Annotated in this window: 26 protein-coding genes; 12 read left to right on the top strand and 14 right to left on the bottom strand. The window is 73.0% G+C overall.

What is annotated here, in order from left to right; genetic code table 11:
• The first annotated feature begins 24 nt into the window (after positions 1 to 24).
• A complete protein-coding gene (locus GD748_RS03270) occupies positions 25 to 2,538 on the top strand; it encodes a right-handed parallel beta-helix repeat-containing protein (protein WP_152193741.1) in 2,514 nt (837 codons plus the stop codon).
• Here GD748_RS03270 and GD748_RS19775 read toward each other — a convergent pair.
• Positions 2,535 to 3,140 (bottom strand): TetR family transcriptional regulator, encoded by a 606-nt coding sequence (locus GD748_RS19775; RefSeq protein WP_226920701.1) that lies wholly within the window; start codon positions 3,138 to 3,140, stop codon positions 2,535 to 2,537. The genes GD748_RS03270 and GD748_RS19775 overlap by 4 nt on opposite strands.
• A gap of 113 nt (positions 3,141 to 3,253) precedes the next feature.
• Here GD748_RS19775 and GD748_RS03260 point away from each other — a divergent pair, with 113 nt between their 5' ends.
• On the top strand, positions 3,254 to 4,783 hold the full coding sequence (locus GD748_RS03260; RefSeq protein ID WP_152193740.1) for an MDR family MFS transporter: 1,530 nt from the start codon (positions 3,254 to 3,256) through the stop codon (positions 4,781 to 4,783).
• A 74-nt stretch (positions 4,784 to 4,857) separates the two neighbouring features.
• On the opposite strand, the gene GD748_RS03255 is transcribed toward GD748_RS03260, so the two are convergent.
• Positions 4,858 to 5,133, bottom strand: coding sequence for a hypothetical protein (locus GD748_RS03255; protein ID WP_152193739.1), 276 nt, complete (start codon positions 5,131 to 5,133; stop codon positions 4,858 to 4,860).
• Positions 5,134 to 5,338: 205 nt separating this feature from the next.
• Positions 5,339 to 5,995, bottom strand: a complete 657-nt coding sequence (locus GD748_RS03250; RefSeq protein ID WP_193312791.1) for a hypothetical protein — start codon at positions 5,993 to 5,995, stop codon at positions 5,339 to 5,341.
• Between GD748_RS03250 and GD748_RS20230 the strand changes: the two genes are divergently transcribed.
• The 6 genes from GD748_RS20230 (at position 5,975) to GD748_RS03225 (ending at position 12,870) form a co-directional block, all read left to right on the top strand.
• Positions 5,975 to 6,418 carry an AAA family ATPase gene (locus tag GD748_RS20230; protein WP_405002659.1) on the top strand — a complete coding sequence of 148 codons (444 nt, stop codon included), beginning with the start codon at positions 5,975 to 5,977 and terminating at the stop codon, positions 6,416 to 6,418. The genes GD748_RS03250 and GD748_RS20230 overlap by 21 nt on opposite strands.
• 91 nt (positions 6,419 to 6,509) lie before the next feature.
• Positions 6,510 to 7,364 (top strand): GntR family transcriptional regulator, encoded by an 855-nt coding sequence (locus GD748_RS03245; protein ID WP_152193738.1) that lies wholly within the window; start codon positions 6,510 to 6,512, stop codon positions 7,362 to 7,364.
• On the top strand, positions 7,361 to 8,887 hold the full coding sequence (locus GD748_RS03240) for an MmgE/PrpD family protein (RefSeq protein ID WP_152193737.1): 1,527 nt from the start codon (positions 7,361 to 7,363) through the stop codon (positions 8,885 to 8,887). Before GD748_RS03245 ends, GD748_RS03240 begins: the two co-directional genes overlap by 4 nt.
• Complete coding sequence (gene prpB / locus GD748_RS03235; RefSeq protein ID WP_152193736.1) at positions 8,887 to 9,786, top strand: methylisocitrate lyase; 900 nt, start codon at positions 8,887 to 8,889, stop codon at positions 9,784 to 9,786. Before GD748_RS03240 ends, prpB begins: the two co-directional genes overlap by 1 nt.
• A gap of 124 nt (positions 9,787 to 9,910) precedes the next feature.
• Positions 9,911 to 11,047, top strand: a complete 1,137-nt coding sequence (locus GD748_RS03230) for a bifunctional 2-methylcitrate synthase/citrate synthase (RefSeq protein WP_152193735.1) — start codon at positions 9,911 to 9,913, stop codon at positions 11,045 to 11,047.
• A gap of 80 nt (positions 11,048 to 11,127) precedes the next feature.
• Positions 11,128 to 12,870, top strand: coding sequence for a DUF429 domain-containing protein (locus GD748_RS03225; RefSeq protein ID WP_152193734.1), 1,743 nt, complete (start codon positions 11,128 to 11,130; stop codon positions 12,868 to 12,870).
• A 5-nt stretch (positions 12,871 to 12,875) separates the two neighbouring features.
• Here the strand turns inward: GD748_RS03225 and GD748_RS03220 are convergent, their stop codons facing one another.
• The 4 genes from GD748_RS03220 to GD748_RS03205 form a co-directional block, all read right to left on the bottom strand.
• Positions 12,876 to 13,106 (bottom strand): hypothetical protein, encoded by a 231-nt coding sequence (locus GD748_RS03220; RefSeq protein ID WP_152193733.1) that lies wholly within the window; start codon positions 13,104 to 13,106, stop codon positions 12,876 to 12,878.
• Between the two features lie 127 nt (positions 13,107 to 13,233).
• On the bottom strand, positions 13,234 to 14,556 hold the full coding sequence (locus GD748_RS03215; protein WP_152193732.1) for an FtsX-like permease family protein: 1,323 nt from the start codon (positions 14,554 to 14,556) through the stop codon (positions 13,234 to 13,236).
• The gene (locus GD748_RS03210; protein ID WP_152193731.1) at positions 14,553 to 15,287 is read right to left on the bottom strand and encodes an ABC transporter ATP-binding protein; all 735 of its coding nucleotides are present in this window, start codon (positions 15,285 to 15,287) and stop codon (positions 14,553 to 14,555) included. Before GD748_RS03210 ends, GD748_RS03215 begins: the two co-directional genes overlap by 4 nt.
• A gap of 234 nt (positions 15,288 to 15,521) precedes the next feature.
• Positions 15,522 to 15,926 carry an OsmC family protein gene (locus GD748_RS03205; protein WP_226920858.1) on the bottom strand — a complete coding sequence of 135 codons (405 nt, stop codon included), beginning with the start codon at positions 15,924 to 15,926 and terminating at the stop codon, positions 15,522 to 15,524.
• Positions 15,927 to 16,451: 525 nt separating this feature from the next.
• Between GD748_RS03205 and GD748_RS03200 the strand changes: the two genes are divergently transcribed.
• From GD748_RS03200 to GD748_RS03185, 4 genes are all read left to right on the top strand, one after another.
• A complete protein-coding gene (locus GD748_RS03200; RefSeq protein WP_152194354.1) occupies positions 16,452 to 16,796 on the top strand; it encodes a DUF488 domain-containing protein in 345 nt (114 codons plus the stop codon).
• A 64-nt stretch (positions 16,797 to 16,860) separates the two neighbouring features.
• Positions 16,861 to 17,502, top strand: a complete 642-nt coding sequence (locus GD748_RS03195; protein ID WP_152193729.1) for a hypothetical protein — start codon at positions 16,861 to 16,863, stop codon at positions 17,500 to 17,502.
• Positions 17,499 to 18,077 (top strand): DUF4352 domain-containing protein, encoded by a 579-nt coding sequence (locus GD748_RS03190; protein ID WP_152193728.1) that lies wholly within the window; start codon positions 17,499 to 17,501, stop codon positions 18,075 to 18,077. Before GD748_RS03195 ends, GD748_RS03190 begins: the two co-directional genes overlap by 4 nt.
• A complete protein-coding gene (locus GD748_RS03185; protein ID WP_152193727.1) occupies positions 18,074 to 18,613 on the top strand; it encodes a hypothetical protein in 540 nt (179 codons plus the stop codon). Before GD748_RS03190 ends, GD748_RS03185 begins: the two co-directional genes overlap by 4 nt.
• Here the strand turns inward: GD748_RS03185 and GD748_RS03180 are convergent.
• From GD748_RS03180 to GD748_RS03150, 7 genes are all read right to left on the bottom strand, one after another.
• Positions 18,527 to 19,882, bottom strand: coding sequence for a hypothetical protein (locus tag GD748_RS03180; protein WP_152193726.1), 1,356 nt, complete (start codon positions 19,880 to 19,882; stop codon positions 18,527 to 18,529). The two genes, GD748_RS03185 and GD748_RS03180, sit on opposite strands and share 87 nt — an antisense overlap.
• A 95-nt stretch (positions 19,883 to 19,977) precedes the next feature.
• The gene (ctaD, locus tag GD748_RS03175) at positions 19,978 to 21,783 is read right to left on the bottom strand and encodes an aa3-type cytochrome oxidase subunit I (protein ID WP_152193725.1); all 1,806 of its coding nucleotides are present in this window, start codon (positions 21,781 to 21,783) and stop codon (positions 19,978 to 19,980) included.
• A gap of 267 nt (positions 21,784 to 22,050) precedes the next feature.
• Positions 22,051 to 23,310, bottom strand: coding sequence for an ABC transporter ATP-binding protein (locus GD748_RS03170; RefSeq protein ID WP_152193724.1), 1,260 nt, complete (start codon positions 23,308 to 23,310; stop codon positions 22,051 to 22,053).
• On the bottom strand, positions 23,307 to 24,113 hold the full coding sequence (locus GD748_RS03165) for an ABC transporter permease (RefSeq protein WP_193312790.1): 807 nt from the start codon (positions 24,111 to 24,113) through the stop codon (positions 23,307 to 23,309). The genes GD748_RS03170 and GD748_RS03165 overlap by 4 nt, the downstream gene beginning before the upstream one ends.
• An 11-nt stretch (positions 24,114 to 24,124) precedes the next feature.
• Positions 24,125 to 24,898, bottom strand: a complete 774-nt coding sequence (modA, locus tag GD748_RS03160; RefSeq protein ID WP_226920697.1) for a molybdate ABC transporter substrate-binding protein — start codon at positions 24,896 to 24,898, stop codon at positions 24,125 to 24,127.
• 193 nt (positions 24,899 to 25,091) lie between these two features.
• Positions 25,092 to 25,496 (bottom strand): TOBE domain-containing protein, encoded by a 405-nt coding sequence (locus GD748_RS03155; protein ID WP_152193722.1) that lies wholly within the window; start codon positions 25,494 to 25,496, stop codon positions 25,092 to 25,094.
• Positions 25,497 to 25,650: 154 nt separating this feature from the next.
• Complete coding sequence (locus GD748_RS03150; RefSeq protein WP_152193721.1) at positions 25,651 to 26,769, bottom strand: maleylacetate reductase; 1,119 nt, start codon at positions 26,767 to 26,769, stop codon at positions 25,651 to 25,653.
• Positions 26,770 to 26,780: the final 11 nt, after the last annotated feature.

Below are 26,780 nucleotides of genomic sequence, written 5' to 3'. Positions count from 1 at the left end.
CCAGCCCGCCGCGCGACGTCGCACATGTCACGGTGGCTCACGCTGCTCGCCGCACTCGTCCTGACGGCGTCCGCCGCGGGGGTCCCGGCTTCGGCGTCCACCGGCGTCACCGGAGGGACCGGCACGGCCTACCACCTCAACGACTCGTGGACCCCGAAAGGGAACTGGGCGTTCAACTACGGCCGGTCGACCGACACCGTCCTCGTCGGCGACTGGGACGGCGACGGCAGGGACACCCTCTCCACGCGTCGCGGGAACCGCTACGCGATCGACAACGTCCTCGGTGGTGGACGGGTGACCACGCTCCTCTACGGCAAGGCTGCGGACACGGTCCTCGTCGGCGACTGGGACGGTGACGGCCAGGACACCCTCGCCGTTCGTCGCGGCAGCGTCTATCACTTCAAGAACAGCATCAGCGGCGGGAACGCGGACCAGGTGGTCGTCTACGGCCGACCCGGCGACACGGTGCTGGTCGGCGACTGGGACGGGGACGGCCAGGACACCCTCGGCGTGCGCCGTGGCAAGGTCTACCACTTCAAGAACAGCATCAGCGGCGGTGTCGCGGACACCGTCATCGCGTACGGCAAGGCCGCCGACCAGGTCCTCGTGGGGGACTGGGACGGCGACGCCGACGACACCCTGACGGTGCGCAGGTCGCGCATGTACTACATGAAGGACTCCATCGCCGGCGGGCCGGCCGACCAGGTCCTCGCCTACGGCCGACCCGGCGACGTGACGTTGCTGGGCGACTGGGACGGGGACGGCAAGGACTCCCTGGGAGTGCGGCGCGCCGAGACGATCGCCGCGGGTGCCGTCTCGCTCCCGACGTCGAGGACCGGCTCGTCGGCCCCGCCCGCTGCGCCGACGCCACGTCCGACCCCGGCGCCCGAACCGGCGCCTGCCCCCTCGCCGAGGCCGACGCCGTCTCCCGAGCCGGAGCCGACGCCCGAACCCACACCGAAGCCGTCTCCGGAGCCGACGCCCGAACCCACACCGGAGCCGGCTCCGGAGCCGACGCCCGAGTCCTCACCGGATCCCGCGCCCGAGCCTGCTCCGGAGCCGGCGCCCTTCCCCGAGCCCGACGGCGCGGACCCGGTCGGCGACGAGCCGCTCGACCCCGTCGGTCCCGAGTTCCCCACCGAGCCGGTGGCAGCGCCGACCTCGGGCGACTGGTCCCTCCCCGGCCTCGTCGACCGCGGCGGCAACCCCGTCGTCGTGCCGACGCCGGTCGCCGCCACGGGCAGCCGCATCAACGTGCTCGAGCACGGTGCCGACCCGCGCGTCGGCACCGTGGACGACGCCGTCGCCATCCGCCGGGCGATCGACGTCGCGGAGCCCGGCGACGAGGTCTACCTGCCCGCCGGCTCCTACGACCTGCGCACCACCGACCCCGACGACGACAGCGCCGTCCTCAAGCTCACCTCCGGCGTCGACCTCGTCGGTGACGGACCGGGCCGGACGAGCCTCGTCTTCGACGTCCCGACCACCGCCGGCGTCGAGGTGATCGCCGGGGCCGGCGTCGAGGACGTCATCATCAGAGGCCTGACGATCACCTCGGCCGACGACGGCCCGCTGAGCACGGACACCGGGGACCGGAGCACCGGGCTCGGCTCCGCCGCCTACGGCATCTACCTCGGCACCAGGTCAGGCATCGGCTCGTCGAACGTGCTGATCGACCAGGTGCGGGTGGAACGGTTCCACCGGCACGGCATCTCTCTGAAGTCCTCGCGCGAGGTCACCGTGACCCGCTCGCACATCGCGAACGCCACGAGCGTCGGCCCCGGTGGCCGCGGCTACGGGATCGCCGTCGAGGGCAGCTCGCAGGGGAAGCGGTACGACGACCCGAACGACTCCCGGCACAACGTCATCGTCGGCAACACCTTCGACGGCGAGCACCTGCGGCACGCGATCGTGCTGCAGTTCGCCACCCACAACAACCTCCTCGCCGACAACCGCATCACCGGCAGCCTGCTCGACGCGATCGACGTGCACGGCCAGGACGAGTACCTCAACGAGATCGCGCACAACACCGTGACCGGCGGGTCGAGGGCCGGTATCGCCCTGGGGAACGCCGGCGGCACCACCCATCTGCACGACGCCTCGGGCCCAGGCAACTGGGTCCACCACAACACCCTGACGGGCAACCGGGACGGCATCCTCGTCGAGCTCGGCACGCCGGACACCTACATCGAGTTCAACACCATCACCGGAGGGACCGGATCGCAGCGCACCGGCGTCATCCTGGCCAACGCACCGGGCACCGTGCTGCGCGCCAACACCATCACCGGCAACACCGGCACGAGCTTCTGGGGCATCCGCCTCGTCCACGACGACGGCACCGACGGTCGTGCTGCCGGCAGCCCGCGCGGCGTCCTCATCGCCGACAACACGGTCACCGGGAACCACGGCGGCGTCCGGATCGACGCCGGCGAGGACATCCGGCTGACACGGAACGCGATCACCGGCAACCAGGAGAACCTGCGCATCGCGCCGCTCGCCACAGTGGTCCAGGGCGAGGCGGGACCCGCCCAGCCTTAGGCGACGACCTCCCGCAGAGCCTCGCGGCAGCGGCGATAGACCTCCGTCGGGTCGTTGACCTCACCTGCGACGGTCAGCTCGCCCCAGCGGTCCCAGCTCGCGCGCCACACGGCGACGGCGACCTCGGCGACGAGCAGCACGGTCACCGGGTCGTGGTCGGTGAGCAGCTCGGCGAGCCGGGCGCGCAGCCGTGCGGTGAGCGTCCGTTCCTGCGAGGCGGCGAGCGCCCGGAGGTCCGACTCGCGCGCCAGCAGCGCCGCGACGCGGCGGTGCTCGGCGAGCCCGGCCTCGTGCTCGCGGCCGATCACTGCCTCCATGGCGGCCTCGACGGCACGCATCGCGGCGGCGACGTCGTCGCCCGAGATCTCGAGCGTCTCGATCGCGTCCAGCAACCGGCGCTGGCCGGGCAGGGCTGCCTGCTCCTTGGTGGAGAAGTACCGGAAGAAGGTCCGCGGGGAGACGCCGGCCCGGTCGGCGATCTGCGGCACGGTCGTCTCGCGCACCCCCTGCTCCTCGAACAGCTGGAGCGCGGCCTGGTGGATCTCGTGCTGGGTGTCCAGGCGACGCCTGGTGCGCAGGTCCTGCGGGGCGTCGTCGGTCATGGGTCTTTCCTAGCGCATCGGCGGTGTGACCATCGGCACGCGTGTTGTCACCTTATGCCAAAGTGGCACGCCGTGCCATGATCGGGCGTTCTCGAAACTAGGAAGAAGGTCCCATGACAAACGCTCAGGCACGAGAGGCGCTCACCGTCACCGAGCTCCCGTCGGCGATCGAGTCGGAGAAGGTCACCACCCGCGTCGGGCCGGTGCTCGCCGTCCTCGTGATCTCCGCGTTCATCATGATGCTCAACGAGACCGCGCTCAGTGTGGCCCTGCCCCCGATCATGGCCGACCTCCAGGTCACGGCCACCGCCGGCCAGTGGCTCACGACGGGCTTCATGCTCACGATGGCCGTGATCATCCCGACCACCGGCTTCCTCATCCAGCGCTTCACCACGCGGGCCCTGTTCACGGCGGCGATCCTGCTCTTCGTGGTCGGCACGGCGGTGGCCGTCGTCGCCCCGACCTTCGCGGTCCTGCTCGCGGCCCGCGTCGTTCAGGCCGCCGGCACCGCGATCATCCTGCCGCTGCTCATGACGACGACGCTGACCTCGGTGCCGGTCGAGAAGCGCGGCATGATGATGGGCCTGAACTCGGTGGTCATCTCCATGGCCCCCGCCATCGGCCCGACCGTGTCCGGCATCGTCGTCGACGGCATGGGCTGGCGCTGGATGTTCGGCCTCATGCTGCCGATCGGCCTCCTCGCCCTCGTCCTCGGTCTCGTCCTCATCCGCACGACCAACGAGACGATCAGGGCGCGCATGGACGCGCTCTCGGTCGTCCTCGCGGCACTCGGCTTCGGCGGACTCGTCTACGCCCTTGCCTCGCTGGGCGCCGTGCTGGGCGGCAACCTCGCCCCGCTCGCGGCGGCGGCCGTCGGCGTCGTCGGTCTGGTGCTCTTCGTGGTCCGCCAGGTGCGGCTGCAGCGCACCGGGAACGCACTGCTGGACCTGCGCCCGTTCACGGTGCACAACTTCCGCGTCTCGATCGTCGTCGTCGTCATCGCCATGGCCACGATGCTCGGCACCGTAGTGGTGCTGCCGATCTACCTGCAGACCGGTCTCGACGTCGGCATCATGACCACCGGCCTGCTGCTGCTCCCCGGTGGCCTGATCCAGGGCATCCTCTCGCCCTTCGTCGGCAGGGTCTACGACGCCGTCGGCCCGCGCCCGGTGGTCGTCCCCGGTGCGATCCTGCTCGCGGCCGGCCAGTGGTGGCTCAGCACGGTCGGCCCCGACACCTCGCTCGGGCTCGTCGTCGCCATGCACCTGGTGTTCTGCATCGGCATGGCGATGATCATGACCCCGCTCATGACCGTCTCGCTCGGCTCCCTGCCGCGCAACCTCTACCCGCACGGCAGCGCCATCATGAACACGCTGCAGCAGCTGGCCGGTGCGGCGGGCACCGCGCTGCTCGTCGCGGCCATGACCATCGGCGCTGCCGCGGCGGCCGCCGGAGGTGTGGCCGAGCCCGCCGCCCTGGTCTCCGGCACGCAGGACGTGTTCGTCCTCGGCGGCATCCTCGGCCTCGTCGCCGTGGGGAGCGCACCCTTCGTGCGGCGCCTGCGCGGCGACGTCGGGCGGTCCGCGACGGCCGAGCCGGTCGTGGACGAGGCGGTCACCGCCCGCGAGATGGTCGACGCCTGATCGGTTGCTGAAGAGGCCGGCCCGGACGATGCGTCCGGGCCGGCCTCAGCCGTGAGTATTCGCCCGGGCGACGCTCAGGACCGTCGGCGGCCCGCGGAACGCGCGGAACCGGCGGTGCCGGAGAAGATCGTGGAGACGCCGAGCATGAACCCGAAGTCGTACCAGTTCCCGTTGTTGACGACCTCGTAGACGCTGACGTCGTCGTCGAACAGCGAGACGATGAACGTGACGGGGGTGATGAGCCCGTGCCACAGGCCGGACCAGAACCCGGCCTGGTCCGGACCGGCCGCCGCGTTCGGGCCGGCCGCGCAGGCGGCCAGCACGAGGGCGACGGCGAGTAGCGCCGGCACGACCCACGGGAGTCGTCGTGCGCGGCCGGAGCCGGTAGTCGGGTGTGGTCGTCGCCATGTGGGAACGTTCGTGCGGTCGTCGAGCGTCATCGGTACGACTTCCTCTCTGACGTGGCCCGGAGCCGGGCCGTGGGCGGAGGTTGCCTCCAGCATCCGCTCCAGCGGTGCGCGCCGGAAGGGAATCAGGTCCTCGGGCAGTGCGTCGCTAGTCGGCGTTCTCGGTCGAGCTGATGGAGGTGCGCGGCCCGTCTGTCGTGGCCGTCTCACCGCGGCCCCGCGACGAGAGCCGTTGGCGCATGACGACGAAGGTGGCGACGGCCATGAGGGCGCCGGCGACGACGACCAGTGCGACCCCGCCGCCACGTCCCGCGACCTCGTCGATCAGGGTGCGGGTCTGCGAGGTGGGGTCCGCGAGGACGACGGCGACGAAGACGGCGACGAGGACACCTGCGGACACGGTCGCCACCCGTGTCCACCGCCCGGTCAGGCCGAGACGCTCGCGCAGGATCCGGGCGGCCTTGACGATGCGGCCGACCCGGACGATCCGTAGCGCCCCGACGACGCGCAGCAGCCGGAGGAGCTGTACCGGCCCGAGCGCCAGCAGGGCGCCGACGATCACCAGGCCGGTGAGCCCCAGCAGCCAGGCGCGCCGGGTGAGCCACTCGAGCTTGTCGGCGGAGACGGCGAAGAGCACCACCGCCTCGGCGACGAGCACGGCCCCGCTGGCCCACGTGGCGACCGTCCCGACCGAGCGGTACGGCTCGTCGAGCAGGGTGAGGAACACGGCCGGCACAGAGGCCAGGGCTGCGACGAGGACGGGCGTCGCCAGGCGTTCCTCCCAGTGCTTCTCCCGCTCCTGCATCGATCTCCACGGTACCGGGCTGCCGAAGCCCTCGGCCGATACTCCGGAGATGGTCGGACCGCAGCGTTGTGGCGTCGAGCCGTGAGAGTCGGACGCGTCCACCTTCTGTACGGCCTCGGCGGCTCGGGCAAGACGACGCGCGCCCGGGAGCTGTGCCAGGACGGACGAGCGGTGCGTCTCACGCTCGACGAGTGGATGATCCGGCTCTATCCCGACGTCGCGTTCGACTCCAGTACGGGCCGCGCGCCGAGACCGTCAAGGATCTCGTGTGGTCGGTGGCCGAGTAGGTCCTGCAGGCCGGTCACGACGTGGTGCTGGACTGGAACAGCTGGTCACGAGCCAGGCGTGCGTGGGCCGTCCAGCGAGCCCAGGTGCGTCGAGACGATCGGGGCCGACACCGTGCAGCGCACGGATCACACGTAGTTTGTGTGCATAGTGCGTCTTCGGTCGGCAATGACGCGGGGATGTCGGACGTTTTGTATACAAACTCCGACAGTGGGGCTATGTTGGCTCTGTGCGTGCGAGCGAACGGGTCTACGGCGTGCTGCGGGAGGAGATCGTCTCCTGGCGGCTCCGGCCGGGCGCCGTGCTCAGCGAGGTGGAGCAGGCCGAGCGGCTCGGTGTCTCCCGCACGCCGCTGCGGGAGGCGCTGGGGCGACTGGCCGCCGACGGCCTCGCCGTCGTCGGCAAGGGGCGCACGCTGGTGGTCTCCGACCTGCAGGCGGCAGACGTGCGCCACCTCTTCGAGCTGCGCGAGGCGCTCGAGGTCCAGGCCGCCAGGCTCGCCGCGCGCCGCGCCGACGCCGCGGTGTTCGCCGCGCTGCGCGAGGAGTTCGCCGTCGCGCCGGCTCTGCTCAGCGCCTCCGACCCGGACCGCCGCGCCTACTACGACCTCGTCGCCCGGCTCGACGCCGCGGTCGACGCGGCGATGGACAGCCCGTACCTGCGGCGCTCGCTTGCCTCGCTCCGTACCCACGTGGCCCGCGCCCGGCGCCTCTCCCGGGACAACCCCGACCGGCTGGTGCGGGCCGCGCACGAGCACCTGCTCATCGTCGAGGCGATCGCCGAGGGCAACGAGACCCTCGCGGCGCAGGCCACCGCCGTCCACCTGCGCGCGAGCCTCGCCACCGTCCTGCACAGCCTCTCCCAGCCTGCCGGCGACGGGCCGGAGCGTGAGGGTGCGCCCGAGGCCCGCCACGAGCGCCAGCCCGTCGACGACGGGCACGAGCACGACGACGGGCACGAGCACGAGCACATCCGCGAGCCGGCCGACGAGCACGACCACGTCCGCGAGCCGGCCGACGAGCACGACCTGACCGAGCGGGCGTCGACGCCCGCACAGCAACAGCCCCTAGGAGCCGCCCGGTGATCACCCACGACGTCCGCGTCCACCCCAGCGCCGACAACCTGCCCCGCACGGAACAGCTCGCCTGGAAGCTCGCCGAGCTCGCCGTCGACCCGGTCGAGGTGAGCGGCGAGGTGACCGACATGGTCATCAACCGCGTCATCGACAACGCCGCCGTCGCCACCGCCTCCCTCGTGCGCACCCCGCCGGCCGCCGCCCGCGCCCAGGCGCTGCGTCACCCCTACAGCCCGGGCGCCACAGTCTTCGGCGTCGACGCCGGCACGCGGGTCAGCCCGGAGTGGGCGGCCTGGGCCAACGGTGTGGCCGTGCGCGAGCTCGACTACCACGACACCTTCCTGGCGGCCGAGTACTCCCACCCGGGCGACAACATCCCGCCGATCGTCGCCGTCGCCCAGCATCTAGCCGCGGCCCGCGGCCTGACCGGCGCGCAGCTGGTGCGCGGCATCGCCACCGGCTACGAGATCCAGGTCGACCTCGTGCGGGCGATCAGCCTGCACAAGCACAAGATCGACCACGTCGCCCACCTCGGACCGGCCGCCGCCGCCGGTATCGGGACCCTCCTCGGTCTCGACGCCGAGACGATCTTCCAGGCCATCGGCCAGGCCCTGCACACCACCACCGCCACTCGCCAGTCCCGCAAGGGCGAGATCTCCAGCTGGAAGGCCTACGCACCGGCCTTCGCCGGCAAGGTGGCCGTCGAGGCGGTCGACCGGGCCATGCGCGGCCAGACCTCGCCGACCCCGATCTACGAGGGGGAGGACGGCGTCATCGCCTGGCTCCTCGACGGGCCCGACGCCGCCTACCAGGTCGCCTTGCCCGGGCCCGGCGAGGCCAAGACCGCGATCCTGGACACCTACACCAAGGAGCACTCGGCCGAGTACCAGGCCCAGGCCCTCATCGACCTCGCCCGCCGGGTCGGCACCGAGCACCCCTACCTGCGCGACGCCGACAACGTCGAGAGCATCGTCCTGCACACCTCGCACCACACCCACCACGTCATCGGCTCCGGCGCCAACGACCCGCAGAAGTACGACCCCGACGCCTCCCGCGAGACGCTCGACCACTCCATCCCGTACATCCTGGCCGTCGCCCTGCAGGACGGCGCCTGGCACCACGTGGACTCCTACGCCCCCGAGCGGGCGGCACGGCCGGACACCGTGGAGCTGTGGCGCAAGATCACGACGGCGGAGGACCCGGCCTGGACCAGCCGGTACCACTCGACCGACCCGGCCGAGAAGGCCTTCGGCGGCCGCCTCGAGGTCACGCTCGCCGACGGCGGACGGATCGTCGAGGAGATCGCCGTCGCCGACGCCCACCCGCTCGGTGCGCGGCCCTTCGCCCGCGAGCAGTACGTGCACAAGTTCCGCACCCTCGCCGACGGCGTCCTGGCGCCCGACGAGATCGACCGGTTCCTCGACGTCGCGCAGCGGCTGCCCGAGCTCGGCCCGGACGACCTCGGCGGCCTGACCGTCGTCGCGCCGGCCGGCTACCTCGACACCGTCACCACCCCGGAGGGGATCTTCTGATGCTCTACTCGACGACCAGCCCGGCCGACAAGCGCGCCCGGCTGCGCGAGCGCCTCGCCGGCGACGAGCCGCTGCTCTTCCCCGGCGCCTTCAACCCGCTCTCGGCGCGGCTGATCCAGGACAAGGAGTTCGACGGCGTCTACATCTCCGGCGCCGTCATCGCCGCCGACCTCGGGCTGCCCGACATCGGCCTGACCACGCTGACCGAGGTGGCCGGGCGCAGCCAGCAGATCGCGCGGATGACCGACCTGCCCGCGCTCGTCGACGCCGACACCGGCTTCGGCGAGCCGATGAACGTGGCCCGGACCGTCCAGACCCTCGAGGACGCCGGGGTGGCCGGCCTGCACATCGAGGACCAGGTCAACCCCAAGCGCTGCGGGCACCTGGACGGCAAGCAGGTGGTCGACGCGAGCACCGCGACCCGGCGCATCCGCGCCGCCGCCGACGCCCGCCGGGACCCGAACCTGCTCATCATGGCCCGCACCGACATCCGCGGCGTCCACGGCTTCGACGCCGCCGTCGACCGGGCGAAGGCGCTCGTCGACGCCGGCGCCGACGCCATCTTCCCCGAGGCCATGCGCGACCTCGCCGAGTTCGAGGCGATCGCCAGGGCCGTCGATGTGCCCGTCCTGGCCAACATGACCGAGTTCGGCAAGTCCAAGCTGTTCACCACCAGCCAGCTCGCCGCCGTCGGCGTCTCGATCGTGATCTTCCCCGTCTCGCTGCTCCGCCTCGCCATGGGAGCCGCCGAGCGCGGGCTGGAGACCATCCGTCGCGAGGGCTCCCTGACCTCCGAGCTGGAGAACATGCAGCACCGCGCCCGGCTCTACGAGCTCGTCGACTACGCCGGCTACAACCATTTCGACACCGACATCTTCAACTTCACCCTCGAGCGCTGACCGAGCCGGAGCTGCCGCCCCAGCCCGGACCACCCACCAGAGCAGGCACCCACCCCCGATACTGGGGAGGATCGCCCCGTGACGAACGAGGGGGATCTTCCCCGGTCCCGCGAAGGAGCGAGACATGAGCCAGGCCGAGAAGACCGGTGCGCAGACCGAGCCCGAGATCCGCAAGGGGCTGGTGGGCGTCGTCGCCGACGCCACAGCCATCTCCAAGGTCAACCCGGAGAGCAACTCGCTGCTCTACCGCGGCTACCCCGTGCAGGAGCTCGCCGCGCGGTGCAGCTTCGAGGAGGTCGCCTACCTGCTCTGGCACGGTGAGCTGCCCACACCCGAGCAGCTGAGCTCCTTGGAGGCGGCCGGCCGGGGGCAGCGGGCGCTCGCGGACAACGTGCGGGCCGCCGTCGACCTCGTCCCGACGACGGCGCACCCGATGGACGTGCTGCGCACCGCCGTCTCCGTGATCGGCGCCGCCGACCCGGCCGCCGAGGACTCCTCGCCGCAGGCGAACCTCGACAAGTCCGTCCGGCTCCTGAGCCAGATCCCCGCCGTCGTCGCCTACGACCAGCGGCGCCGCCGCGGCCAGGAGCTCGTGCCGCCGCGCGAGGACCTCGGGTACGTGGAGAACTTCCTGCACATGACCTTCGGGGAGGTCCCCGACGCCGTCGTCGTCGACGCCTTCCGCGTCTCGCTGATCCTCTACGCAGAGCACTCCTTCAACGCCTCGACCTTCACCGCCCGGGTCATCACCTCCACCCTCGCGGACCTGTACTCCGCGGTGGTCGGCGCGATCGGGGCGCTCAAGGGGCCGCTCCACGGCGGCGCGAACGAGGCCGTCATGCACGTCTTCGAGGAGATCGGCGACGCCGAGAAGGCCGAGGCCTGGCTCGAGCAGGCGCTCGCGGACAAGCGCAAGATCATGGGCTTCGGCCACCGCGTCTACAAGCACGGCGACTCGAGGGTGCCGACCATGAAGGCCGCCCTCGACACCCTCGTCGAGCACTACGACCGGCCCGACCTCGCCGCGCTCTACGACAACCTCGAGGCGGCGATGACCAGCCGCAAGAGCATCCTGCCGAACCTCGACTACCCCTCCGGCCCGGCGTACCACCTCATGGGGTTCGACACCGCGACGTTCACGCCCCTGTTCGTCGCCGCCCGCGTCACCGGCTGGACGGCGCACATCATGGAGCAGCTCGCCGACAACGCCCTGATCCGCCCGCTCAGCGCGTACGACGGCCCGCCCGAGCGGCACCTCTGAGCGGCCCGGCGGGCACCCACCCGCCGGCGGGGGCGGCCGGCCGTGCCGCCCCGGTCGGTGGGGCAGGGCAGAGTGTCCCCATGCACTTCGTCGGTATCGACCTCGCCTGGGGCGAGAAGGCACCCACCGGGCTGGCGGTCGTCGACGCCGACGGCGCGCTCGTCCACCTCTCCGCGCAGACGACGGACGAGACGATCGCCACGGCGCTCGCCGAGTTCCCCGGTCCGTGCCTCGTGGCGATCGACGCGCCGCTGGTGGTGAGGAACCCGACCGGCAACCGGCCCGCCGAGGCCGCCCTCAACAAGGACTTCGCCCGGTTCGACGCCGGCGCGCACCCGGCCAACACCGGCAAGCCGGAGTTCGCGGACACGCCGCGCGGGGCTCGGCTGGCGAAGGTGCTCGGCCTGGACATCAACCCGGCGTCCGGCCGGGACCGGCGGGCCATCGAGGTCTACCCGCACCCGGCCACGGTGGCGCTGTTCCGGCTCGGCCGGACGCTGAAGTACAAGCACAAGCCCGGCCGCAGCCTGGCCGAGCTCCGCGACGCGCTGCTGACCCTCATGCGGCACATCGAGTCCCTGGCCGACGCCGACCCACCCCTGAAGGTGACCGGGCACCCGGCGTGGCAGGACCTGCTGGCACGGGTGGCAGCGGCCCAGCGCAAGAGCGACCTGCGCCGGGCGGAGGACCAGGTCGACGCCGTGCTCTGCGCCTACGTGGCGCGCTACGCCGTCGCCCACCCGGAGCTGACGACGACGTACGGGGACCTGCAGAACGGCTACATCGTCACGCCCACGCTGCCGGCAGGGCACGTGCCCGCACCACGGCCGCCGGCCGTGCGCCCGGACCCGGTGCAGCAGGCGGTCCAGACCTACGCCGAGCAGCGTCCGGCGGTGGTCCGGGCGACCGAGGGGTACGTCGACCTCATCACCGGGCTGCTCGACGAGGCGGGTATCAACTACCTCACCATCGCCGGCCGGACGAAGTCGGTGGCGTCGTTCGCCGGGAAGGCGGCCCGCACGCTCGACGGCGCACCGGTGTACCCGGACCCGCTGCGCCAGATCACCGACCAGGTGGGGGTGCGGGTGATCACCTACGTGCTGAGCGACGTCGACTCGGTCGTCGAGCTGCTGGCGGACCAGCTGGTGGTGCTCGAGGACCGCGACATGGGGCTGGAGACCGCGAACGCCGGCCGCTACGGCTACTCCAGCCGCCACCTGCTCATCACCCTCGGCGAGGAGGCGGCCGCCGAGCACGCCGAGCTGCGCGGGCGGCCCGCCTCCGTCCAGGTGCGCACCGTCCTGCAGCACGCCTGGGCCGAGTTCGAGCACGACATCCGCTACAAGGGATCCGTCCCGGCCGAGCACGCGCCGGACCTCGACCGGAGGTTCACGCTCGCGGCCGGGCTGCTGGACCTGGCCGACCGCGAGTTCTCCACCATCCAGGACCGGCTCCAGGAGAGCATGACGGGCCGGCAGCCGGAGGCGGACGCGGCCGACCCGCGGATCAGCGCCCAGGACCTCGCGGCGTTCCTCGCCGGACGGTTCGCCGGGACGGGCTGGTCGCGCACCGAGCACTACGAGTGGATCTCCGGCCTGCTGCTCGAGCTGGGCGTCACGTCGCTGCAGGAGCTCGGTTCCCTGCTCGGCGCGGTGGACGGCGCCAGGATCCTGGACCGGATGGGCTACCGCTACCCGCCCGGCGCGGTCCGCCGTCTCGACGACGCCCTGCTCGACGTCTTCGGCGACCGGTACGTGCAGCTGTACGGCAACGGGCACCGCGTGGACGCGCTGCGCTCGCGGCTGGAGAAGCTACGCGCCTGAGGCGGTCAGAGCCGCTCGATACGGGGGCTGTTGAGGTCCACGCGGCGTGCGTTGCCGTGCCCGAAGTCGACGATGACGGAGTTCGGGCCGTCGAGGGCGACCACCCGGCCCAAGCCGTGCCGGTCGTGGCACACCTGCGCACCGACGGGGATCGGCTCGCCCTGCGGCGCCTGCCGGCCGGCGTTGAACGGGCTGTTCGGCAGGTGCGGACGGGAGCTCGTTCGTGAGGAGGCCATATGTCCATCATGCGCCCACGGCTCCGGGAAGGGAACCTCCGGACGTTCACGTGGAGGTAAAGCGCTCGTAACCCGGCCGGCGAATCCCAGGTCCTGGCTCGGTCGTGACCTTCTGGTGCGGCGGAACTCACGCCAGCACGGTGCGCACCACCCGCCGGCTCGTCAGCGTCCCGACGAGCACCAGCAGCACGGCCGCGCTCACGCACAGCACGAGCTGGACCATCACGGGGACCGAGGTCAGCAGCGTCAGGCCGAACGCCGGCAGCAGGAACACCGAGGCCGCGGCGCCGGACAGGGCGACGGCGGCCAGCAGCGGGATCGTCGTCTCCCGGACCCGGGCGGCGTCCAGCACCCGCAGATCGGTGCCCGCGAGGTGCAGGGCGCGGTACTCGCCACGCTGGTCGATCACCCGCCCGGCCTGCATGACAGCCGTCGAGACGGCCGCCAGGATCCCGGCGATCCCGAGCGTGAGGAAACCGCCGGTGGCCAGGTCGGCGAGGAGCTGCGCCTCGGCCGGGTCGGCCGCCCGGCCGGCGTCGAACATGGCGCTCGCCGTGGTGAGACCGGCGACGAAGGTGGCGAGCGCGACCCCGCCGACGCTGCGCCAGGCGGTCTTCGGCGAGTCGAGCACGCGGCGAGCGGCGATCAGCGTCGCGGGCCCGCGAGCCCGCCGCAGCGTCACTCGGCCGATCAGGGACATGACGAACGGGCCGATCACGTTCAACGTCGCGAAGCCCACGACCACCAGCGCGATGAGCACCGCGACCTCCGCGAGACCGAGGGAGAACATCACGACGAACGCCGCAGCCGTGACACCGAGAGGGAGGACGCGCGACCAGTGCAGGCCCTTCGGCGACACCCGCGCGGCCACGCCGAGCGGACTGATCGCGACAGTACGCAGACTGGTCACCGCCGAAGCCACGGAGACGGCGACGACGGCCGCCACCGCGGCGGGGACCATCCACCACGGCACGAGCAGCTCGCCGAGGTCGAACGCACGGCCCTGGAAGCGCAGCTGCATGACCGCCGGCAGCAGCCCCAGATGGCCGACGACGCCGATGAGCGCACCGGCCAGGGCCTGTGCGGCCGCGTCGAGGATCGTCAGGAGCGAGACCTGGCCCGTGGTGGCACCGGCCAGGCGTAGCGCGGCGAGACGGCTGTCGCGCCGGGCGACGGCCAGCCGCGAGGCGGCCCCGCCGAGGGTCAGGAGGGGCACGGCGAGCAGGGCGGTCGCCGTGCCGGCCAGAAGGGGGTAGGACGTGGCGGAGGAGCCCGGGGCGGCGGCCGCCGCCCGGTCCAGGAGCGCCCCGAGGCCGCCGAGGACTACGAGCAGCACCGCCGTCGTGACGGCGAAGGCGACGAGCGCGAGGACGGTGGTGAGGCCCTGCGGGTCGGAGCGGCCGGCGCTGCGACGGCGCAGCAGCCACCACATCCGGACGGCGGCCCTCATCGAGCCACCACCGGGCCGGCGGTGGCCGCGGGGGCAGCGCCGTTGCGTGACTCGCTGACGACACGGCCGTCCCGCATGCCGATGACCCGCGAGCACCAGCGGGCCACCTGCTCGTCGTGGGTGACCACGACCAGGGCCGCGCCGGTGCCGTGCGCGGCGCCTGTCAGCACCCGCAGCACCTCCTGGCCCGAGGCCTGGTCCAGGGCGCCGGTGGGCTCGTCGGCGAAGATGACGCCGGGGGACGCGACCATCGCCCGGGCGACGGCGACCCGCTGGGCCTGCCCACCGGAGAGCTCGCCCGGCCGGCGTCCCTCCATGCCGGCGAGCCCCAGCCAGGCGAGCCAGCGGCGCGCGGTCGCCACGGCCTCGGTGCGGGCGGTGCCTCGCAGCATCAGGGGAAGTGCGGCGTTCTCGTCGGCCGGCAGCTCAGGGAGGAGCTGGCCGGACTGGAAGACGAAGCCGAAGTCGGTGCGCCGCAGGGCGGTGCGGTCCGCGTCGGACAGGGCGCCCAGCCGGCGTCCGCGCCACACCACCTCTCCCGACGTCGGCCGCACGATGCCCGCCAGGGCGTGCAGCAGAGTCGTCTTGCCGGAGCCCGAAGGCCCCATGACGGCGACCGACTCGCCCGGGTGGATCGTCAGGTCGACGCCGGCGAGCGCCGTCGTCGTGGCGGCGGCGGAGCCGTAGGTCTTGGTCACGGCGTGCGCGGTGAGTGTTGCGGGTTCTGGCATGGCACCAGCCTCGCCCGCCGCACCGCTCCCCGCGTCGGCCCGCGGTGCGGTTCTCGGTGGGCAGCATCAGCTTCAGGTCTGGCGCACCGGTCCACCCTGGGACTGAGCCGGACCAAGAGACGCCGAACGGCGACCCGTGGAGACTTCTCCGGACAATCCTGACGAAGTCTCCACGAGCCGTCCGAGGTCGGGTTCCGTGGCGTCGGACGGACGTGTCGGCGGCGCCTCGAGGGCTCAGGCGGTCGGGCGGACCTGCCACACCTCACGGATGTCGACGCCGGCGTCCTTGATGAGGTTGAACACCGGGCAGCGGCGGAGGACGAGCGCCTTGAGCTCGTCGAGCTCGGCCTCGGGCACGTCCGTGGTGAGCGTGAGCGTCAGCGTGAGCTCCTGGAAGTGGGGCGAGACGTCGGCGGTGCCGAGGAAGCCGCGCAGGTCGATGGAGCCGGTGGCGTGGGTGTCGAGGGCCTCGACGGTGACGCCCAGCTCCTTCGCGACGGTCTCGACGACGACCGTCACGCAGCCGCTGAGCGAGCCGAGGAGGTACTCGATGGGGTTGGCGGATTCGTCGGTGCCGCCGAACGACGTCGGCTCGGCGACGACGAAGCTGAAGTGGCGGGCCTCGACGGCGGTGGACAGCTGCCCCTTCCAGGATCCTTCGGCGGTGAAGTCGGCCAGGCGGGGGGGTGGGGTCGGTCGTGGTTGCGGTGGTCGTGGTCATGGTTCTCTCCGATGGGTGCGACGAAGCGCGTCCCGGGCCGGGACGCGATGGACGGGGTTCCCGCACACCGGCGCCGACGGTCAGGACCGACCGGCGCGCGCGGCGTGCGGGCGGCGCATTCGCCGGGTCGCGGACGGGCGACCGGTCACGTGGCCGAGGTGCTCGTGCATCGCGGTCGCTCCTTCCGCTCGTCGGTGGCACGACCGTGCGAGGGCGAGCGCGGCAGCTGCCCGGACGACTCCGGCGGCGAGACCGACCGGAGCTGCTGTCCCACGGTTCGGGACCGTCGGTGTCCGCCCTTCCCCGGGCCGGACCAGGGCGGTACTGCGGACCGGGTTCGCCGGATGGTCGGGACCGGTGGGTTCGGCTCACCGCATGGTCGGGGCCGGTCGGCCCAGGCTCACCGGATGGTCGGGACCGGTGGGTCCGGGCGACACTGGGGCATGGACCTCCGCCTCGCCCGCGTCTACGACCCGCCGACCGACGACGACGGCTACCGCGTGCTCGTGGACCGGCTCTGGCCGCGCGGGATCAAGAAGGCCGACGCCCACGTGGACGCCTGGCACAAGGACGTCGGCCCCTCCGACGAGCTGCGGAAGTGGTTCGGCCACGACCCGGCCCGGTTCGACGAGTTCGCCGAGAGGTACCGTGCCGAGCTCGCGAGCAACCCGGCGCTGGCCGAGCTTCGCGAGACGGTGAGGCGGCACCCGCGGGTGACCCTGCTCTACGGCGCCAAGGACACCGAGCACAACCAGGCGGTGGTGCTCGCCGACGTGCTCAGAACATGACGCCGGGTCGACGGACGGCTGGACAGGCCGACGGTCGGCGGCAGGCCGTCGATATCCTGCGGCCGTGGGGGAGAACGGGACGACGCCGGTGCGCGCGGCCGCGCGCCGGTGGTCAGCCACCGGTGCCGGCCGTGCGGCCCTGGCGGTCGCCGGTGCCCTCGGCCTCGCCGTGTCCGTCACCGCGGCCCTCGGTGGCTTCCGTGCCGTGCCGCCCGAGGAGCTCCTGGTCGTGGTTGCCGGGGAGCCGGTCGACCTGGGGCCGGTCGCGGTCACGGTGCTCGACCACCTCGTCAGCGACGAGGTGGAGACGTCCCGGCTGGAGACCATCGACGGCGCCGGCGCCTGGCTCGTCGTCCGCGCACGGGTCGAGGTGCTCGACGACGCGACCCACGACGTGCTGCCCGACGTCCTCCTCCCGCCGCCGGGGACAACGCTGACCGACCGTCCGGAGATGCAGGTCCTCCTGCGCGACGGCACCTCTCTCCCGCAGGGGCATCCCGGGCTGGCGGAGGAGATCGCCTACCTGTGGCCGGTCGCCGAGCCGGGAGCCGTCCCGGCGCGGCTCGAGCTCGAGCTGCTCGGCTCCACCCCGTACTTCAGCCCCGCCTACGGCCGCGAGATGTGGGGCAGCCCGGAACCGGTGGCCCGGGTCGGCGTCCCCTCGACCGTCGAGGTCCCCGAGGTGCTCGTCGAGGAAGTCCTGTGAGCCGCCGCACCGCGACGGGGCCGGCCGTGCGCGAACGGGTTACCGTCCTCGTCCTCGCCGCCGTCGTGCTCGCCGGCGGGCTGTTCGTCAACCACGCCGAGCGTGCGTGGTCGTCCACCCGTCCGTTCGAGTCCACCGGGCCGGCCGGGGAGCCCGTCCCGGTGTGGCCCGGCACCGTGACGGTGCACGGTGCGCGCGCCGCCGCGACGCTCGACGACGGGTATGGCGGCACGCTCACCACCACCGGCGCCTGGGTGGCCGTCGACCTCTCGGTCACCGGCGGGGACCAGCCGCTGCGCACCGCGGCCTTCTGGCTCGAGGACGGCTCCGGCCGCACCTTCGACGCCACCCGGCGCGTGGCCGGCAACTATCCCGGGGTCGCCCAGCCGGGATCGCCGGTGCGGACGGAGGTCGTCTTCGAGGTCCCGCGCGACGCCCTGGGCGAGGTCGACGTGCACGTCTCGACGCTGGCCGTGCCGCAGCTGTCGGCGGTCGCGGGGGTCCCGGTCGTCGTCGACGGGGTCGATCCGGGACCGCTGTCCACGCGCGGGCCCGAGCTGGGACCCGCGCGGTGAACCGCCGGAACCGCGTCGCCCTGCTGGCGCTCGTCCCCGCGCTCGCGGCGCTCGGGTGGTCGGTCGGCGACGGCGCGTACGAGGGCTGGTGGGTGCGCGAGCCGCACCTCGCAGTCGGGCCCGGCGCGGACGGCTGGGCGAGCATCGACGGCACGCAGGCGCGCCTGGACCGCGTGGAGCGGGTCGGCACCCGCGAGACCCTCTCCGGCGAGACCTGGGAGCCGCCGGCCGGCTACGACGTGTGGCGGCTCGTGGTCGACGTGCGCAGCGACCTCGAGGACCCTCGGTACTGCGACGTCCGCGTGCTCGACGACGTCGGCCGCATCTTCACCCCGCCCGACCGTGTGCCGGAGATCCCCGGGGCGTACGTGTCGACCAGCCTGTCCTGCGGGTTCGTGGGCCCCGACGAGGAGCCGGCGGACGAGACCTACGTCGTCCTGCCGGCGGGGTCAGACCCGGCGCAGGTCCAGCTCTTCTCCACCAGTGCCGGCGACGACGCCCTCGGCCCGCACTTCTTCGCCCTGCCCGTGCCGTGAGGTGCCGCCGAGGCGCAGGCCGCCGGGCAGACCGAGGTCGCGCAGCAGCGAGTCGACGGCGGACGCCACCAGCGCGAGCGTGAGGACGCGGACGACGACGACGCCGACCGCCTCCAGGTAGGGGAAGAGCGCGGCCCACGCGACCGGGGACTGTGGGCCGACGAGCACGCGGACCAGCTCTGTCAGCAGCACGTCCGCGGCGTCGGTCACGAGGAACGCCAGGCAGAAGACCAGGACCGGCCGCCACCCCGCCCGGGCGACGAGCACGGTCGCTCCTGCCACCCCGCCGAACTGCCGCTCCGGGTCGGTGAGCAGCCGCAGGGCGCGGTCGGTGCGCGCGTCACCGAGGCGGCCCACCAGCGGCCGGGCCGCCCGGGTGGCGCGCAGGTCGCCCGCCCGCAGCACCCGGGCCGCCTGCACGCCGTAGATGATCGCAGCGAGCGCGAGCCATGCCAGCGGGACGAGGAAGGCGGTCAGTGCGGCGGCGACGAGCAGCCCGGCACCGGCGAGGAGCGCCTCGACGAAGGCGCCGAGGCCGGGCCAGCCGGCCGCGACCGAGGCCCACCAGGCGTCCAGTCCCGCACCGACCCGGCGGCTGCTCCACCAGCCGCTCGCGCCGTCGACCACGACGGTCACCACGAAGGCACCGAGCACGAGCCACACGACCTCGCAGTACCCGGCCACCAGGCGCAGCGTCGAGCGGCGCAGCTCGTGCCCCGGCGGTGTGCGGACCGCCAGGCGGACGAGGACCCTGCGCGCCACGAACGCCACCGCGACGGTGAGCACGACGGCGGCCGAGGTCCCGGCGGGCAGGCGCGTGACGACGTCGGAGTCGGTCGAGGCGGGTGCGAACCCCATCGACGCGATGTCCTCGACCGTCGCCATCCCGAAGGTGATCACGTCCTCGGCGAGGTTGCCGTCGTTCTGGTAGATGACGAGGAAGGGCAGCATGACGGCCGCGGTGCCCACGAGGAGCGCCACGACCGGATGCTCCGTGGCGGACCGCCGTCGCATGACCAGCAGCATCCCGACGACGGTGAGGAGCTGGACGAACGGGGCCAGCGCGAGAACCATCTGGCTCAGCACGGAGGACCACCGCGAGACCAGCACCGCCGTGGAGAGCACGAGGTCGCGCGAGGCCACGCCGACGACGGCGAGCAGCACCAGGAGCGGCCAGTGCGCGGCGAGCAGACGGCCGGCGTCGGCCACCACCGCCGCGCCGGCCCGCAGGACGGTCGTCCCAGACGCGGTCGGGCTCGGCTGGCTCACGCTCGCCAGGGTAACCGGGGCGTCGGGCATCGGTCGGCGTCCGCCCGCCGTTTGGCTGCGCCGGGGTTACCGCCAGTCGTCGTGGGTGCGTCGGGTTACCGCCAGCCGCCGGCGCCGTCGCCATCGCCACGCTCACGTGGGTCGGGATGCTCCTTCGAGCGCCGGTCGACGAGGTTCTCCCGGCCGCCGACCTCCGGGCCCGCGTAGAGGGAGTCGAGCACGTCGCGGTTGGGCTCGGCCTGGTCCATGTTGGCGACCTCGGGGTGGTGCAGGTCGAACGCCGGGCGCTCGGACCGGATCCGGGGCAGCGAGGTGAAGTTGTGCCGCGGGAGCGGGGAGGCGGTGGCCCACTCCAGGGAGTTGCCGAAGCCCCACGGGTCGTCCACGAAGACCGTGCGCGGGCCGCGCTGGGTCACGTAGACGTTCCACAGGAACGGCAGGGTCGAGAGCGCGATCAGGAACGCGCCGACCGTGGAGATCTGGTTGTAGAGCGTGAAGCCGTCCTCGGGCATGTAGTCGGCGTAGCGGCGTGGCATGCCCTGCACGCCCAGCCAGTGCTGGACGAGGAAGGTGGTGTGGAAGCCGATGAACAGCAGCCAGAAGTTGATCTTGCCCAGCCGCTCGTCGAGCATCCGGCCGGTCCACTTCGGCCACCAGAAGTAGAAGCCGGAGTACATCGCGAACACCACGGTGCCGAAGACGACGTAGTGGAAGTGGGCGACGACGAAGTAGGTGTCCTGGACCTGGAAGTCCATCGCCGGGCTGGACAGGATGATCCCGGTCAGCCCGCCGAACAGGAACGTCACGAGGAACCCGAGCGAGAACAGCATGGAAGCCTCGAAGGTCACCTGCCCGCGCCACATCGTGCCGACCCAGTTGAAGAACTTCACGCCGGTGGGCACCGCGATGAACATCGTCATCAGCGAGAAGAACGCCAGCATCACCCCGCCGGTGGTGAACATGTGGTGCGCCCACACGGTCATGGACAGGGCGGCGATCGCGATCGTGGCGAAGATCAGGCCCTTGTAGCCGAAGATCGGCTTGCGGGAGAAGACGGGGATGACCTCGGAGACGATCCCGAAGAACGGCAGGGCGATGACGTAGACCTCGGGGTGGCCGAAGAACCAGAACAGGTGCTGCCACAGCAGCGCGCCGCCGGCCTCGGGGTTGTAGATCTGACCGCCGAGGATCCGGTCGACGGCGAGGCCGAAGAGCGCGGCGGCGAGCACCGGGAACGCCATGAGCACCAGCAGCGAGGTGATCAGCGTGTTCCAGGTGAAGATCGGCATCCGGAACATCGTCATGCCCGGGGCGCGCAGCGTGATGATCGTGGCGATGAAGTTGACCGCGCCGAAGATCGTGGCGAAACCGGTCATCGCCAGGCCGAGGACCCACAGGTCGCCGCCGAGACCGGGCGAGAACATCTCCCACGACAGGGGCGCGTAGGCCGTCCAGCCGAAGCTCGCCGCACCCTTCGGGGTCAGGAACCCGCCGACCACGAGGAGTCCGCCGAAGACGTAGAGCCAGTAGGACATCATGTTCAGCCGCGGGAACGCCACGTCCGGCGCCCCGATCTGGATCGGCACCATGACGTTCGCGAAGCCGGTGAAGAGCGAGGTCGCGAACAGGAACATCATGATCGTGCCGTGCATGGTGAACAGCTGGTTGTACTGCTCGTGGGACTGCACGAGGTCGATGCCGGGCGTGAACAGCTCGGCACGGATCAGCATCGCGAGCACGCCGCCGATCACGAAGAACACGAACGACGAGATCAGGTACATGTACCCGATCACCTTGTGATCGGTGGACGTGATCCAGGAGACGATCGTCTTGCCCAGGCTCTGGCGCTCGGGGCGCAGGCCGGGCAGGGCCTCGCGCCGCGTTCCGGTGACGGTGGCCATCAGACCTGGCCCCCGTGCGTCGTCGTCGACATGTGGGTCATGCTGCACTCCAGGAAGAGCCGGAAAACCCCGATCCGCCCACTGTGCTCCTGATCCGGTGGTGACGCAACGGGTCCAGGCGCGCCACTGTGCGTCCGGACGGAGCGGTCGTCGAGGACAGGTCTGGTCCGACAGCGCGTCCGGAGTGCCGTCGCCGCTCGTCCCGACCGGCACGATCATGTGGAAGCACACCTCGGCCCCCTCCGACCGCTCGCGCGACGGCCGGCGTCACGCGGGGTAGATCTGCACCTCCGCCGCCTTGACGGCGTACACCACCGGCTGCCCGGGCGCGAGGGCCAGGCTCGCCACCGACGCGGGCGTGATGTCCGCCGCGAGCACCTGCCCGGTCGGCGTCGCGGCCCGTACCCGCACGAGCTCCCCCTGCTGCTCCAGCGTGGTGACCGTGACGGCGAGCGTGTTGCGCGGGCTTCCTCCGGGGGCGTGCCGGTGCACGGCCACCGAGCGCGGGCTGAAGGTCGCAGCGACGGCCGAGCCCGGTCGGCACGCCGGGTCGGCCAGGCCGTGCAGGACCAGTGCCGTCGACGGGTGCCGGTCGGTGCCGGCACGGTCAGCTCCCGGCGGGACTCCGCGACCTCTCGGCACGTGGCCGGTGAGCACCGCCGCATCAGGCCCGGTGCCGGTCAGGGTGCCGGCGACGAGGTTCGTGCCGGCCAGCGCGGCCGCGAAACGCGACCGTGGCCGGGTGAGCACCTCCAGGGCCGGGCCGTGCTCCGCCACCCGGCCCTCCTCGAGGACGACGACGGCGTCCGCGACCGCCAGCACGTCGAGCAGGTCGTGGGTGACCAGTACCGCCGACCGACCCGTGCCCCGCAGCACCTCGCGCAGCAGCTGACGCATCGCGGCGGCGGAGTCGACGTCCAACGCCGAGAGCGGCTCGTCTAGGAGGATCAGCTCGGGGTCGGTCGCGAGGGCCCGCGCGAGGGCCACCCGCTGAGCCTGGCCGCCGGAGAGCCGCGCGGGCCGCCGTCGGGCGAGCTCACCCGCCCCGACGCGGTCGAGCAGGTCGTGGGCCAGCCGCTCGGCCGCCCGCCGGCCCGTCCCCGTGGCTCGCGGCCCGAAGGCCACGTTGGCCACGGCATCGAGGTGCGGGAACAGCAGGGCCTCCTGCGCGAGCAGCGACACGCGGCGGGCGTGCGCGGGCACCCACGTGTGATCGTCGGCCACGGTGCGGCCGGCGATCCGGACGCGACCCGAACCCGGGCGCAGCGTGCCCGCCGCCAGCGCCAGCAGGGTCGACTTGCCGGCACCGTTCGCACCGAGGACGGCGAGGACCTGGCCGGCAGGTACCTCGACGTCGAGGTGGACGTCCCGCTCGGGTGACGCGGCGTGCACCGCCAGGGCCGGCGGGGTCTGCGACGGTGTGGCCTGCCCGGACGGCGGTTGCCCGTGCCCGGGTGGCGGGTGCGGGGGCCCGGACGGTGGTTGCCCGTGCCCCGAGGCCGCGGGGTCCGGCGGGTGCGTCGTCATCGGTCCCCCCGCGCGCCTCGCTGGGTGGCGATCACCATGACGGCGGCGACCGCGATGAGCACCACGGACAGCGCCACGGCGGCGTCCGGGTCGGTCTCGCGCTGCAGGTAGATCTCCAGCGGCAGCGTCCGGGTGACCCCCTGGAGGGACCCGGCGAAGGTCAGCGTCGCCCCGAACTCGCCGAGCGAGCGGGCGAAGGCCAGCGCCGTCCCCGAGCCGAGCGCCGGGAGGAGGAGCGGGAGCGTCACCCGGCGCAGCACCGTCGTCGGACGCGCCCCGAGCGTGGCCGCGACGTCCTCGTAGCGATGCCCCGCCGTGCGCACGGCACCCTCGAGCGAGATGACCAGGAAGGGCAGGGAGACGAACGCCTGGGCGATCACGACGGCGGTGGTCGAGAACGCGATGTCGATCCCGAGCATCTCGAGCCGAGCTCCCAGGAGCCCGCGCCGGCCCAGGGTGGTCAGCAGTGCCAGGCCGGAGACGACCGGCGGCAGCACCAGCGGCAGCAGCACGATTGTGCGCAGCACCCGGCGGCCGGGCAGGTCCACCCGAGCGAGCACGAGAGCCAGCGGCACACCGACGACGACCACGATCGCGGTCGCGGCGGCCGAGGTCCGCAGACTCAGGAGGAGGGCGTCGACCGAGGCGTCGGAGGCGAGCAGGGCGGGGAACCGGGTCCAGGGCACGCGCAGCAGCAGCCCCGCCACGGGGCCGGCGACGAGCAGCACGGCCAGGCCGGCCGGGAGCAGCACCCAGCGGGGCAGGCCGCCGTCGGTGCGGCGGCGCGGCGGCAGGTTGGTCACGGCGCGGCCCGTCACGGCAGGCGGAACCCCGTGTCGCTGAGGATCTCCCGGCCTGCCTCGCTCGACAGCGCCTCGATCCACAGCTCGGCGAGCTCCGGCTCGGCGGCATCGGCCACCGTGGCGACCGGGTAGCGGTTGACGACGTCCTGCGCGCCGGGGATCTCCAGGACGTCCACCGCGTCCCCGGCGCCCGCCGCGTCCGTCGCGTAGACGAGCCCGGCGTCGGCCTGCCCGGAGGTCACCTTGCCCAGGACGTCGGTCACGTTGGACTCCTCGCTCACCGGGCTGATCTCGACGCCGAGAAGACCCGTCAGCTCGGCGGTGGCGGCCCCGCACGGCACCTGGGGGGCACACACGACGAGGTCTGCGCCGTCGAGACTGACGTCCAGGCCGGTGATGCCGGCCGGGTTCCCGGCGGGGGTCACGAGGGTCAGGACGTTCTCGGCGAAGAGCCCGGGCTCGCCGTCGATCACCCCCTCGGCCACCGCGTTCGCCATCGTCTGCTCGTCCGCCGTGGCGAGGACGTCCGCCGGTGCACCCGCCACCACCTGCGAGACGAGGTCCGAGGAGCCGGCGAACGAGAACGTGATCGACAGCTCCGGGTGCTGCTGCTCGAGCAGCGTCGCGATCTCCTCGAAGACCGAGTGCAGCGAGGCGGCGGCGAAGACCGTGAGGTCGCCCGACGGGCCGGGGGCCGCGGTGCCCGACCGGTTGCCGTCGGCAGGGGTGCCGGCCGGGCGGTCCGCGGCCGAGGTGCACGCGCCCAGCGTCGCGAGGCCGGCCACGGCTGCCACCACACCGACGGCGCGGGCGGCGGCTGTGTGCCTTCCGCGTGCGCCAGGCCGCGCGGACTCGGCGCGCGCGGGAGTCCCGGGACCCGGGCGGAGGTGCTCGGGGGAGGCTTCGAGACGGCGCCGGTCGGTCCGGACGGGCGTCTCGAGCCGGCGTCGGCCGGGCGGCCGGGGCGCACTGGTCACGTCAGCCTCGCGGGGTCTCGACGATGACCGTCGTCGCCTTGACGACCGCGGTGGCGAGGCTCCCCGGCTCGAGCCGCAGCTCCTCGGCGGCCTCGCTGCTCATGAGAGAGACGACGCGGTAGGGCCCGCACTGCAGCTCGACCTGCGCCATCACGCCGTCGGCCGTGACCCGGGTGACGAGGCCGGTGAAGCGGTTGCGTGCGGAGCGGCCGACCGGGTCGGCGCCGGGCACGTCCGTGCGGACGGCGATCTCCTGGGCATGACGCGCCAGGTCGGCGCCGTCGACGACCTTGCGGCCGGCGTCGTCGGTCGTGGCGGCCAGGCGGCCGTCGTCGACCCAGCGTCGGACGGTGTCGTCGCTGACGCCGAGCAGTCCGGCGGCCTCGCTGATCCGATAATGCGGCATGCGGCACACGATACACGCGCATCTGCGGTCCGCTAGGGGGTGGTGATCCGATTCCGCGGGTCCCCGCAGGTCACGCGGGACCGCTGCCGAGCTGCGCGACGCACCAGGCTGTCCCGGCGGCCGTGCAGCCCCGTCGAGAAGCGTGCTGGAGCCGTCAGGCCGCGCGTTCTCCGTAGGCGGCAGTGAGGACGGCGCGCACCTCGTTCTTGCCGACCGGCCGCGGGTTGTCGATGGGTAGCGTCGCGCTCACCCGGTCGACCGCCTCGTCGAGCTGGCGGAAGTGCAGGCCGATCTGGGCGAGCGTCCGCGGCGCCGCGACCGACGCGGCAAGGCCCCGGAGGCCGGAGACGGCCTCGTCCGCGTCCAGCGCGCGGGCGATCCGGCCGGCGACCGCCGGCACGGCGGGAGCGTTGAGCGCCAGCACGTGGGGGAGCACCACCGCGTGCAGCGCGGCGTGCGGGAGGTTGAACGCCCCGCCGAGCACGTGGCAGATCTTGTGGTGCAACCCGGAACCGGCGGCCGCGAGGGTCGCCCCGGCGAGGTACGCGCCGTAGAGCAGCTGCTCGCCGGCGGCGGTGGGCGTGCCGGCCCACACCCCGACCGGGTCGGTCAGTGCGTTCTCCGGCGCCTGGGCACGGGCGAGCCCCTCCGGCCCGACGCCGCGCAGGCCCGCGGCGAGTGCCCGCACCGCCTCGTCGGCCATGGCCGAGCTGATCGGGTTCGCACCCGGCGCCCAGTAGGCCTCGACGGCGTGCGCGAGGGCGTTGATGCCGGAGGCGACCGCGAGGGTCCGGGGCAGCTGGTCGGTCAGGTCGGGATCGAGCACGACGGTGCGGGGCCGGACCGCAGCGTCCTCGCCGGTCTCCTTGCGGCCCTCGCGGGTGAGACCCCACACCGGGGTCGCCTCCGAGCCCGCGTACGTCGTGGGCACGGCGAGGATCGGCACACGCAGGTCGCGGGCGACGATCTTGGCCGTGCCGGTCGCCGATCCGCCGCCGAGGCTCAGCAGCAGGTCCGGCCGGGCATCACGCGCACGGGCGACGGCACGGTCGGCGACAGGCGCCGGCACGTGCTCCTCGGCGTCTGCGAAGAACGAGACGACCGCGTCGGCGAACGGTGTCACGGCGGTGTGCGCGAGCGACTGGTGAACCTTGCCGGTGAGGACCATGACGCGGCTCGCACCGAGCCTGTCGATCTCACCGGGCAGGGCGGTGCGCACCGTGCCGCGGCCGAAGACGACGCGGGTCGGCGCTGTCTCGTAGACGAACTCCATCGGTGCCTCCT

The sequence above is a fragment of the Georgenia subflava genome, assembly GCF_009193155.1.
Classification (GTDB): Bacteria; Actinomycetota; Actinomycetes; order Actinomycetales; family Actinomycetaceae; genus Georgenia; species Georgenia subflava.
This window is presented reverse-complemented; position numbering and strand designations above follow the sequence as displayed.